Source organism: Superficieibacter sp. BNK-5, assembly GCF_047456055.1.
GTDB lineage: Bacteria > Pseudomonadota > Gammaproteobacteria > Enterobacterales > Enterobacteriaceae > Superficieibacter.
In genome coordinates this window covers 24,821-35,362 of sequence record NZ_CP179893.1, presented here as the reverse complement: position 1 = coordinate 35,362, position 10,542 = coordinate 24,821, and the positions used below count along the sequence as shown (strand labels likewise).

Annotated in this window: 11 protein-coding genes, 1 other RNA gene and 1 pseudogene; 4 read left to right on the top strand and 9 right to left on the bottom strand. The window is 45.5% G+C overall.

The genetic code is table 11. The features are described 5' to 3' along the window. Nucleotides 1-28 precede the first annotated feature (28 nt). Nucleotides 29-174 (top strand): annotated as a pseudogene (locus tag ACMGGS_RS00190) (IS630 family transposase); the annotation flags it as partial. Between the two features lie 142 nt (nt 175-316). On the opposite strand, the gene ACMGGS_RS00185 reads toward ACMGGS_RS00190, so the two are convergent. From ACMGGS_RS00185 to ACMGGS_RS00175, 3 genes are all read right to left on the bottom strand, one after another. Then, on the bottom strand, nt 317-937 hold the full coding sequence (locus ACMGGS_RS00185) for an inovirus Gp2 family protein (RefSeq protein ID WP_343178843.1): 621 nt from the start codon (nt 935-937) through the stop codon (nt 317-319). A 242-nt stretch (nt 938-1,179) separates the two neighbouring features. Beyond that, complete coding sequence (locus ACMGGS_RS00180; RefSeq protein WP_414164560.1) at nt 1,180-2,688, bottom strand: YfjI family protein; 1,509 nt, start codon at nt 2,686-2,688, stop codon at nt 1,180-1,182. A gap of 12 nt (nt 2,689-2,700) precedes the next feature. Next, a complete protein-coding gene (locus tag ACMGGS_RS00175; protein ID WP_343178845.1) occupies nt 2,701-2,913 on the bottom strand; it encodes an AlpA family transcriptional regulator in 213 nt (70 codons plus the stop codon). A gap of 125 nt (nt 2,914-3,038) precedes the next feature. Here ACMGGS_RS00175 and ACMGGS_RS00170 point away from each other — a divergent pair, with 125 nt between their 5' ends. Next, nucleotides 3,039-3,917 carry a hypothetical protein gene (locus ACMGGS_RS00170; protein ID WP_343178846.1) on the top strand — a complete coding sequence of 293 codons (879 nt, stop codon included), beginning with the start codon at nt 3,039-3,041 and terminating at the stop codon, nt 3,915-3,917. A 58-nt stretch (nt 3,918-3,975) separates the two neighbouring features. On the opposite strand, the gene ACMGGS_RS00165 is transcribed toward ACMGGS_RS00170, so the two are convergent. The 3 genes from ACMGGS_RS00165 to smpB form a co-directional block, all read right to left on the bottom strand. Then, the gene (locus ACMGGS_RS00165; RefSeq protein ID WP_343178847.1) at nt 3,976-5,217 is read right to left on the bottom strand and encodes an integrase; all 1,242 of its coding nucleotides are present in this window, start codon (nt 5,215-5,217) and stop codon (nt 3,976-3,978) included. Nucleotides 5,218-5,420: 203 nt separating this feature from the next. Further along, nucleotides 5,421-5,784, bottom strand: a transfer-messenger RNA (tmRNA) gene (gene ssrA, locus ACMGGS_RS00160). Between the two features lie 200 nt (nt 5,785-5,984). Then, nucleotides 5,985-6,467 (bottom strand): SsrA-binding protein SmpB, encoded by a 483-nt coding sequence (gene smpB, locus ACMGGS_RS00155; RefSeq protein WP_276158183.1) that lies wholly within the window; start codon nt 6,465-6,467, stop codon nt 5,985-5,987. A 149-nt stretch (nt 6,468-6,616) separates the two neighbouring features. Here smpB and ACMGGS_RS00150 point away from each other — a divergent pair, with 149 nt between their 5' ends. Both ACMGGS_RS00150 and ACMGGS_RS00145 read left to right on the top strand, forming a co-directional pair. Then, nucleotides 6,617-7,054: a type II toxin-antitoxin system RatA family toxin gene (locus tag ACMGGS_RS00150; protein WP_228066370.1), complete on the top strand. Its 438-nt coding sequence runs from the start codon at nt 6,617-6,619 to the stop codon at nt 7,052-7,054. Continuing rightward, a complete protein-coding gene (locus tag ACMGGS_RS00145; protein WP_414164559.1) occupies nt 7,044-7,337 on the top strand; it encodes an RnfH family protein in 294 nt (97 codons plus the stop codon). Before ACMGGS_RS00150 ends, ACMGGS_RS00145 begins: the two co-directional genes overlap by 11 nt. Nucleotides 7,338-7,398: 61 nt before the next feature. Here ACMGGS_RS00145 and bamE read toward each other — a convergent pair whose 3' ends face one another. The 3 genes from bamE to nadK all read right to left on the bottom strand — a co-directional run bounded on the left by bamE (nt 7,399) and on the right by nadK (nt 10,518). Further along, complete coding sequence (gene bamE, locus ACMGGS_RS00140) at nt 7,399-7,743, bottom strand: outer membrane protein assembly factor BamE (protein WP_176916914.1); 345 nt, start codon at nt 7,741-7,743, stop codon at nt 7,399-7,401. A 148-nt stretch (nt 7,744-7,891) separates the two neighbouring features. Then, a complete protein-coding gene (recN, locus tag ACMGGS_RS00135; RefSeq protein ID WP_414164558.1) occupies nt 7,892-9,553 on the bottom strand; it encodes a DNA repair protein RecN in 1,662 nt (553 codons plus the stop codon). 86 nt (nt 9,554-9,639) lie between these two features. Beyond that, nucleotides 9,640-10,518 carry an NAD(+) kinase gene (gene nadK / locus ACMGGS_RS00130; RefSeq protein ID WP_176916912.1) on the bottom strand — a complete coding sequence of 293 codons (879 nt, stop codon included), beginning with the start codon at nt 10,516-10,518 and terminating at the stop codon, nt 9,640-9,642. Between the last annotated feature and the right edge of the window lie 24 nt (nt 10,519-10,542).

Sequence of the window (10,542 nt, the reverse complement as noted above, 5' to 3'; positions counted from 1 at the left end):
TGGCTCAGCCAGCAGGAACCCGAGGATGATGGACAGGATATGGCAGGCATTGCACGATATGATAACCCGTATTCATCAATGCCGCTCGATGTGGCAACTGCTAAAAAGAGTTCGCCACTTTATGGAAACAGCCAGTCCTTTCCCGAAAGAAAACATGGTCAGGCAAAAGTGTAGCGGTATTAGGTGTAGCTATTTAGATAAAACTAACAATTGTGATAACTGGCGTGCATTAACAGTATCTTCTGCCTAATAATTTTATCTCGAATGCTGGAAATCTGGCCTTTCAATAAGAAAGGCCATTGACTCAAAAAATAAATCAACCTCGACTACAACCGAAGTTCCGATCTCCATCGCCAAATACTTTAGTATCAAGTTTTGCTAAATAATCTAAACGATTCAGTAGGCTGTTGTACTGTGCTTCAAAATTAAAATCATTGCTATCTAGAATATAGCGACAGTTTTCAGGGTAGTGAACCAATCCCAGATAATCCTCCAACTCTAAACCTAAAGCACTGTACCACGCCCTTATAATCATCATCCGTAGGTTGCTTTCAATCTTATAATCACCTAAATGATAATAGGCATCTTTATTAAAAAAAAGACCAAGATGAAAGTGGCATTTTCCTTCTTCAGAAAACTCCCGCACCCAAACATGACGAACTCGGTTTGGATATATTCTTTTGCCGTTAGCTGCTCTGGCTTTCTCATTGGCCTCCAGTATAGCATTTAATGAGTTACGGAAGCGGGATATCACTCCTGGCTCCAGATTAGGGAAGCAACATACAGTATCACCTCTATCTAGAATAGGTGGATAATGAACATCAACACGTAATGCCATAGTCCTTGGAAATTCGTTGATAGCATTATTAATTACTTGTTCAATATGCTTTCTATAGGCGAGTACATGCTCACCATGGGAACCATTGTATAATTTCATGATTTATTTCTCGTATGATTTTAGGAGTTGTTTATATTAATAGATCACGTATGTGTTACTCGTTGTAGAAATATGGTTTTCAAGTTATATCTAACTGTATAGATAAGTCTGAGTGATATCACTGTTATGATTTTGTATATGTTAGTATATATTACCTATCCAACATAAAAACACTTTAAAATTAACTTAAAGCCAAGTGTTACATCATTTTATAATGAAAAAACAACTCTGTAATTATTTGCCTATTGTACTGGTTGTATATAGAGAGTTTTACCGAAATGCGTTACTACTATTCTTTTGTTAATAAGTAAGATATTAAGCAATTCATCCATTTTAATTTTATTTCTGAATCGATAAGGTCCGTATTGAAGAATCTTCGTTTTACTTATATGTGGTGGGAAAGTACTAGCGCAATAATTTTTTATCCAGGAGTATAATTCGTCACTTTCATTATTAACAAGAGTAAATCCTGAAGCTTTAGAGAACAATCTTTTGTACTCATCAACATACCAGGCACTTATCTTAATTGCAGCTTCCACAGCTTTAATTGATATATCTTCGTTACGACCTTCGAAATAATGGAGTAATGCAGCAATCCTTGCCATGTTCTCTGCCATTTTTGAAGCATAATCCTTCATGTTGGATAAATAACCAATTTCGCTCATTTCCGATTCAGTTCTGTTATAAAATGAGATCCATAGTTGCTCTGCCTGCGGAGAGAGTCGTAGGATTATTCGCTCACCTTTGCCATTTCTTATAATGCTATCATTAACTATCTCAAGCAGTCGGCTATGGAACACTGGTAAGTGTTCACTGGATATCACTGGACTTGTAATCTGCCGGAATCCTTGTCTTGAATCGGGCTGGCAAATCAAGCAACGGGCAAAAAAACCAATCCCTTTAGCCATCTCACCTTTACGCTCAATATACTTATGAAATACTGTAGGTTGTATCATCATAGATAAAGTCATTCTGGCGTCATGAATTAAACGTTCAGGAGAGTTTTTTCTATCAACGGAAAAATTTGAACCATCCCACATCTTGTTTATGAAAGGAAGTTCATTCAATGTATGCCCATTAAATATGGTCCCTGCTTCATCCGACATAATACCCACGGACTTCCATTCTCCACAAAGATAATCTTTAATTGCGGCTGGCGTTGCATCATTAAACATCAGCCTATATCTAACAGGTTCTTTAGGTTTGGTTTCAAATAGAAACCTCAATTGTTCATTCGTTATACTGCAATCTTTATTACGACGAGTATCAGATTTTAGTTTTGACTCCAGTGCTTTTGTTTTGATAATAAAAGCTGCTTTGTCATTCATCCATAATTGTAAATCTTGGCTATGTTTTTCAAACCAAATTTTTTCCTGTTGATACAGCGATTTCATGAAAATGCTATCAACAGTACTTTTTCTTTCTCCTGATTCAGCAAGCGTCAGCAAAAAAAGTGAAACGGGGCTACATAGACCATTTAGCCTACAAACGTCAATTCTATTTTGACACACTAATGAAATTGCTCCAAGCGCCGATGCTGATATCAACGATAGAGGAGCTTGTGTTTGTCGCTCTACTTCATAAATTGCATTTCTGATTAGCGACGGAAAAACATGGACAGGAAATGGATGGGTGCTCAACTTTAAATCCTCTAAATTTTTTTGGGGAATATCGATAACTGCTATTTTTGCTACAAATAGCAAAAATAGCAGTGTATTATTAGTTTTGTACGCTTTTATTGTGTACATCATGGATCTGTATATTCAGATAAGTTTGCTACGCCGTGTTAACCATTCATCAATCTCTGATTCAACCCATCCAACCGATTTGACTCCGAGCATTCGCTTTTTGGGAAAAGTTGAGTCGTAACGTGGTGATTTGGGGTTCAACCAGTCATAAATTGTGGCTCGTGCCATACCAGTTTTTTGGATAACCGCAGGTAAGCGGAGTATCCTAACGGTTGATGGATTGTTCATGCTTGATTGCCTCTCATTAGTTCGTTTTGGTTGTAGAGAGATTAGCGGCAAGTACTAATGCAAAAAATCCGCGTACCAAAAAAACATTTTTTACAACACTTAACTAATTGATATTTGGTGTTTTTATGTTGACAGCGATTGAGTTTTGCGAAGAAATTAGTCAAAAATCGGTTTGGCTTTCTGGGCAGATGGTTGAATGTGATTGGGACATATACGTTGATGTGCTCAGCGAAAGTTATCCCGTGATACGAAAGGAACTCAGCGAGATGCGAGATCAATTCTGGAATTCTGATAAGGTAGGAACTCGTGTGATTTTGTACAGTGATCCATCTCGTAAGGAGTATAAATATTGTACTGTTGACGGAGTGGAGCAATTAAAAGAGGAATATACAGAATTATATGATCCAGCTCAGGAATGCTGGAAACAGTTAAAATCACGTATTTTCAGGGAAACATTTGTTCATCTTATTCATGATCCTTTTTTAATTAATGATGTGTTTAAATCACATCTATTTTTTGCCTCAATGTCTTATCAATGGGGAAAGTCAGTTATGTCGGAGAATGAATGTGTTGCTATTAAAGCGTTCATTAAGTCAGCTGAATTATTTGATAGATGTATTGGTATGTCATGGTTTCATGTTTCTGTATGTACCCAAAAAAAATTATCACATGTTAGAGCTAAGGCCGGAAAAGAAGGTGGGAACAGTAAATCAGAAGTGTATCGAATAATTCAGGATAAGCTTGTTTATTTAATCAATAGCTCCGTACCTGAAGGTGGGTGGAAAAGTAAAGCAGCTGCAGTGAATGACCTCATTGACCCCTTATGGAAATTTGTCGAAGAGTCAAATTTTGAAATTAATAATCAAAGTAAAAAATACCGGATATCAACAATGAGCCCTGATGCGTTGGCAGATACCATTATAAAAAACTGGTCAAGAAATATTGAAAGTATCAAATTGGCTTTAGATAATACGGTTACTAGAAAAAAGAAAACCAAAGGGTAAAATTCTGTACTACCTATAGGCGAGTTATCAGCACCCATAATGGGTGCTGATAAAGGATTCATCCTACAAGACGTATTCCCCTAACCCCACTATTCACAATGCTGCCGCTATCTGCTGCTTTAACAAAATCAGCCCACCACTGCATCATCGGTCGTCGTTGCTCAAGATAGTCACTTCGATTGTAAGCGCGACGAACCTCATTCTTATCCACATGAGCAAGTGCAGCCTCAATAACATCAGGCGGAAATCCTTCCTCATTGAGCGCCGTACTAGCGATAGAACGTAAACCATGTGATACGAGAACGCCTCCTAAGCCAGCACGCTTAAGGGCTGCATTAACTGTTTGGCTGTTCATTGGCTGGGTCGGCTTAATGCGGCTGGGAAAAATAAATTCTCGGCCACCACTAAGTGACTTCATCATTTCCAGTAAAGAGAGAGCCTCATCGGATAGTGGAACCGTATGGTCTCGGTTCATCTTCATTCGGGCTGCAGGAATTTTCCATTCGTTAGCATCAAAATCGATCTCATCCCATCGAGCCTCAGCAGCTTCGGCAGGACGGGTGATGGTGAGAAGTTGCCACATGAATAGACATCTTGTGGACAAGCTGATACTTGCCGTACGCATAGTCTGCATTAGCTGTGGAAGTTGATCCGGGCGTATGCTTGGCATGTTTTTCTTTTGCGGTTTCTCAAACGCTTTTCCGATATTTACACTGGGAACTGCATCAATCAAGCCTGTGTTCTGCGCATAAATCATGACTTCGTTAATACGCTGACAAAGGCGTCGGACTGTCTCTAATGCACCTCTGGCCTGAACCGGCTGCACTGCTTTAACCAGAGTATGAGCCTTAATCTCAGTGACACTGATATCACCGATTGCTGGGAAAACATCTCTCTCAAGCGAGCGCCAGATATCGTCGGCATAGTCCTCTGTTACGCTGGTTTTCTTCACATTCCACCAACGCTCGGCAACTAACAGGAAAGTGTTGGTTTTAGCCTCTTGAGAATTTCTTACCTGTTCTTTCTGATGATCCTGAGGATCAATGTCTTTCGCCAACAAAACTCGAGATTCAGCTCTGAGTTTACGCGCATCAGAAAGGGAGACTGCAGGGTAGGCACCGAAGCTCTGTTTGGTTCGCTGTTTTGTCAGCGGTCGATAGTAACGGAACTGCCAGAGCTTACTACCACTGGCCTTGATTAATAGAGTAAGCCCGTCCCCATCATACAGCTGGTAATCGGCATCTTTAGGTTTGGCGGCTTTGATTTCCGTATCGGTTAACGGCTTGGTTTTTCTTGCCATGGGGAATCTCCATGCGTTTAGGCCCAACGAAAACAATAGAGCTTTTCGTTGGGCCTATCAATGGGCCTAAAAGGTTCGGATTTAATTAGTTCTCTTCGGACTTCGCGGGACAAATTGAGGGCACAAAAAAGCCCGCAGGGCTTGCGCCGTGCGGGCTCTTAGGACTTCATCGGATGACTCTGGTAATCACCGATGGAGAATTTTGGTGGAGCTGGCGGGAGTTGAACCCGCGTCCGAAATTCCTACATCCTCGGTACTACATGCTTAGTCAGTCTTTACATTCGCCTGGCACCTGCGGACAGACACGCCACTACCAGACTAGCCTGATTAGTTTTAACGCTTCAACCCCAGGCAAGGTATCCACGCGATCTCTTTTGGGTTTGACCTCTCTTTGATCCCCGTCTTAAGAGCGGAAGCTAGGGAGAGAGGGCTCTTAGCAGGTTATTAAGCTGCTAAAGCGTAGTTTTCGTCGTTTGCGACTATTTTTTTGCGGCTTTTTACGAGGCAAACCGCCCCTCGGCATGCACCTTGGGTTTCGCAAATCCCGTCGAATCCAGAATCAGCCCCAATGTGTTACGTTGAGTATAACAGATTTGTGACGTTTGATACCAGTCTCTGTCACGTGGTTTGTCAGGATTTATTTTTGCTTAATAAGTGTACTAATAGTAGCGGTTACAAAGAGATAAGCGCAGAGGTGTCAACGATAAGGGGGATTAACTGAAGAGAAAACAGCCCGGTCGTACAGTCCTGACGACCGGGTGACGGACTTAACGTCCTGCATGTTTCATAATGCGGGCTTTATCGACCTGCCATTCACGCTCTTTGATATCCGAACGCTTATCATGCTGTTTCTTACCTTTCGCCACGCCGATTTTGACTTTGCACCAGGCATTTTTCCAGTATAACGAGAGCGCAACGACCGTGTGACCTTCCCGGTTAACCCGGCCATACAGCGTATCCAGTTCGCGCTGGTTGAGCAGCAGTTTACGGGTACGAGTCGGATCGCAAACGACGTGTGATGAGGCAACCATCAACGGGGTAAAGTTCGCGCCAAACAGGTACGCTTCGCCCTCTTTTAAAATAACATAGCTATCGCTGATGTTAGCCTTGCCGGCACGCAGGGATTTTACTTCCCAGCCTTGTAGCGCCAGGCCCGCTTCAAATTCATCTTCGATAAAATATTCGTGACGGGCGCGTTTATTCAGCGCAATGGTGGCTGATCCAGGTTTGTGGGATTTTTTCTTGGTCATAGTATTCTGAACATCGCTAATCTGATCTTAATCGGCCTCAACTCTCCTTCGAGGCGTAATGAGGTATCTTAGCACGAGTTGCGGCAGAGCGTTTTTTTTAACGTGTGATAAATGTTATTATTCTGGTGTGTAAGTTCCTGGGAATCGCTATGCCACAGATTAATCGTACTGCTCTGGTCCCTTTCAGCGCGGAGCAGATGTACCAGTTAGTGAATGACGTGGACTCTTACCCTGAGTTTATTCCGGGGTGTACCGGCAGCCGGGTGCTTGAGTCCGGGCCAACGCAAATGACGGCGGCTGTCGATGTCTCGAAAGCCGGGATCAGCAAAACCTTTACCACCCGTAATACGCTTAACAGCAATCAAAGCATTCTGATGCATCTGGTTGATGGGCCGTTCAAAAAACTTATCGGTGGCTGGAAGTTCACGCCGCTCGGTCAGAATGCCTGCAAAATCGAGTTTCAGCTCGATTTTGAGTTTACCAATATGCTGATTGAACTGGCGTTTGGCCGCATTTTCAAAGAGCTGGCGGCCAGTATGGTGCAGGCTTTTACGACGCGCGCGAAAGAGGTTTACAGTGCCGGGTAAGATTGAGGTCTCAGTTGCCTACGGATTTCCTGAGAAGCAGTATTTGCTGAAGGTGACGCTGGAAGAGGGCGCTACGGTAGAAGACGCTATCCGCGCCTCTGGTTTGCTGGCGCTGCGTACTGAGATCGACCTCAGTCAGAGTAAAGTGGGGATATACAGTCGTCCGGTAAAATTACAGGACCTTGTCCACGATGGCGATCGCGTAGAGATTTATCGTCCGCTGATTGCCGATCCTAAAGAACTGCGTCGTCAGCGTGCGGAAAAGTCGGCGGCGAATAAATAGCGTCAGAGGCAGGTGCCAACTGTTTTAACAAAAAGGTGCCGGGAGGCACCTTTTTTTCACTTTATTTCTCGCCCGTCAGCGCGGGTTTGTTGTCGATATTCGTCAACGTGCCGCTGCTGTTAAAGGTCAGGGTCAGCGTTTGCTGGGTAACATCTTCATGCCCTGGCTGCTGGCGGAATACGTAGAACCAGGTATTAGTGCCAAATGGATCGGACATCATCGGCGTACCCAGTGCATAAGCAACCTGCTGTTGCGTCATACCGACACGAATTTTTGATACATCGTTAGGTGCCAGATAGTTTCCCTGGTTGATGTCAGGGCGGTAAACCACTCGCTCCAGAGTGGAACAGCCTGCGGTCAACATCAGAAGAACCGCTGCGGCAGCAGTCAGCGTTTTACAGCGCATAGTGATTTGATTCCTTTTCGGGCCCGAGCAGTACGCGGCTCATATGTAATATGCCGATGATAATAGACCTTTAACCACTTTAAAACCTTTGATACCTGGTCATACGGCGATTTTATCGTGAACTCAGACTCTCAGATATCAAAAAAGTTTACGCTGCCAGCAGTTCTTTCGCATTTGCCAGCGTATTACGCGTGACTTCGCTCCCCCCCAGCAGACGCGCCAGTTCCTGTAAGCGGGCGCGTTTATCCAGTGGCTGCATATGAGTTTCGGTCATTTCGCCATCGGTTTCTTTGCTGACGACGAAGTGGTGATGTCCACAGCCCGCGACCTGCGGCAGGTGAGTCACGCACATCACCTGGGTAGATTCGCCCAACTGGCGCAGAAGTTTACCGACCACGGCTGCGGTAGGACCGCTGATACCGACATCAACTTCATCGAAAATCAGCGCCGGGGTTTCCATTTTACGCGCGGTGATGACCTGGATCGCTAAGGCGATACGTGACAATTCGCCGCCGGAGGCCACTTTGGCAATAGATTGCAGTGGCTGACCGGGGTTGGTGGTGACCCGGAATTCAATCCGATCCGCGCCTTCAGCCGTCAGGTGATGCTCATCAAAACTCACGTCAATAGTAAACTGTCCGTGCGGCATTGAAAGGGTATGCATACTGTCCGTAATAAGCGTTGCCAGTTCCTGAGCGCTGGACATTCTGCGCTGATGGAGCTGCCGGGCGGTTTCCAGTGCTAGTTGATGATGCTTATTAACTGCCAGGCTTAATGTTTCCAGCGAGTCGGCCTGATCGTCGAGCTGTTGCTGTTCGTCGAGCAGTGACTGGTGAAATGCGGGCAGTTCTTCCGGGCTGACGTGATGTTTACGTGCCAGGTTAATTTGCCGTGAGAGACGTTGTTCCAGTTCAAACAGACGATTAGGATCGAGATCCAGACGATCGCTGTAGTGACGCAATTCTTCGCTGGCTTCACCAATCTGGATGCTGGCTTCTTCGAGCATATCCAGTACGCCTGAGAGTTTGTTATCCATGCTGACCAGTTCGCTAACCAACTGCTTTGCCGTGTACAGCTGGCTTTGCAGATTGGCATCTTCACCGTCTGCCAGCAAATTCAGGGCCTGCTGGCTGGTACTAAGCAGTTGACCGCTGTTGGCGAGACGTTTGTACTCTTCATCGATCTGTTCAAACTCACCGGCCTGCGGATGAAATTCGTTAAGCTCTTTAAGCTGATACTGAAGCAGTTCCGCACGCGCGGCGCGATCCTGGCTTTGTTGCTGGTGCTGGGCCAGCTCGCGGCAGCTTTGGTGCCACTGACGATAATGCTCTGTCATCCGCTGGGTTAGCTCGACCTCGCCTGCATAACCATCCAGCAGATTTTTTTGATGATCGGGCTTTATCAGGAGCTGATGGGCGTGCTGCCCGTGGATTTGAATCAGGAGTTGACCCAGTTCACGCAACTGTGACAGGGGAACGGCGGTACCGTTAATGAAACCACGAGAGCGTCCGTCGCTACTGATAACGCGGCGCAGTAAGCACTCGCGGCCCTCTTCAAGCTGGTTTGCTTCAAGCCAGCGCAGCGCAGCCGGGGTGTCTTTCAGGGAAAACCGGGCGCAGAGGTCGGCGCGGCTGGCACCGGCGCGGACCATATCGGCCTCGGCGCGGCCACCAAGGCACAATCCTAACGCATCAATCGCAATAGATTTACCCGCGCCGGTCTCACCGGTGATAGCGGTCATCCCGCTGTGAAAATCGATTTCAAGCTCACGAACGATGGCAAAATTGCTGATGGTAAGTTGTGCCAACATAGCTGCCTTCCTGTATGAAAAACCATAACTGTGTTTACGTACAGTATAAACTGGTTTTTTATCCAGTAAAGATCCGCGACGCGAAATCAGAATAATTTTTTTGACCAGCCGAGTTTGGTGCTTAGCGTATTGAAATAATTGTAATCTTTAGGATGGATTAGGTTGAGATGGTAATCGCTACGGCGGATTAACACATCTTCATCTTCCTGAATCGGCAGCGCGATTTGGCTATCGCAGCTGATTTCAAGATCGCTGCCATGCTGTGAAAAGCGCAGGCGAATAGTGCTACTGCTGTTAATAACCAGCGGGCGGGCGGAAAGCGTATGGGGAAACATCGGCACCAGCGTTATCGCGTCCAGTGACGGGGTTAAAATGGGGCCTCCGGCGGAAAGTGAGTAGGCCGTGGAACCGGTAGGCGTAGAAATAATCAGACCGTCCGAGCGTTGCGAGAAGGCAAACACTTCATCAATATACACTTCGAACTCAATCATATGGGCAACCTTACCAGGGTGCAGGACCACCTCATTAATCGCCGTGCTGATCCGCTTCTGGCACGCTTTCTGGCATACCTGCGCTTCGAGCAGAAAGCGTTTTTCGGTAATGTAATCGCCTTCCAGCACATCGGCCAGCTGCTGATGGGCGTTATCCGGGTCAAGATCGGTAAGAAATCCCAGATTGCCACGGTTGATACCGATGACCTTGATGTCGTAACGGGCCAGCGTGCGCGCCGCGCCCAGCATATTGCCATCGCCGCCGACCACCACCGCCAGGTCCGCCTGTTGACCGATTTCCGCCAGCGTTCCCGTGCGTACTTCACTTAATTTAAGTTCACGGGCAATTTGCTGCTCGATAATGACCTCATAGCCCCGGGAGCAAAGCCAGCGATAGAGCATTTCATGTGTGGTGAGCGCGGTAGGGTGACGCGGATGTCCGACAATACCAATGCACTTGAAATGAGTGTTCATTTTCTGGTGGTCCTTGTGCCAATG

Coding starts and splice junctions, on each gene's coding strand:
- ACMGGS_RS00170 (WP_343178846.1), top strand. CDS start 3,039: ATGTTGACAGCGATTGAGTTTTGCGAAGAAATTAGTCAAAAATCGGTT.
- ACMGGS_RS00175 (WP_343178845.1), bottom strand. CDS start 2,913: ATGAACAATCCATCAACCGTTAGGATACTCCGCTTACCTGCGGTTATC.
- bamE (WP_176916914.1), bottom strand. CDS start 7,743: ATGCGCTGTAAAACGCTGACTGCTGCCGCAGCGGTTCTTCTGATGTTG.
- ACMGGS_RS00150 (WP_228066370.1), top strand. CDS start 6,617: ATGCCACAGATTAATCGTACTGCTCTGGTCCCTTTCAGCGCGGAGCAG.
- ACMGGS_RS00180 (WP_414164560.1), bottom strand. CDS start 2,688: ATGATGTACACAATAAAAGCGTACAAAACTAATAATACACTGCTATTT.
- recN (WP_414164558.1), bottom strand. CDS start 9,553: ATGTTGGCACAACTTACCATCAGCAATTTTGCCATCGTTCGTGAGCTT.
- nadK (WP_176916912.1), bottom strand. CDS start 10,518: ATGAACACTCATTTCAAGTGCATTGGTATTGTCGGACATCCGCGTCAC.
- smpB (WP_276158183.1), bottom strand. CDS start 6,467: ATGACCAAGAAAAAATCCCACAAACCTGGATCAGCCACCATTGCGCTG.
- ACMGGS_RS00165 (WP_343178847.1), bottom strand. CDS start 5,217: ATGGCAAGAAAAACCAAGCCGTTAACCGATACGGAAATCAAAGCCGCC.
- ACMGGS_RS00185 (WP_343178843.1), bottom strand. CDS start 937: ATGAAATTATACAATGGTTCCCATGGTGAGCATGTACTCGCCTATAGA.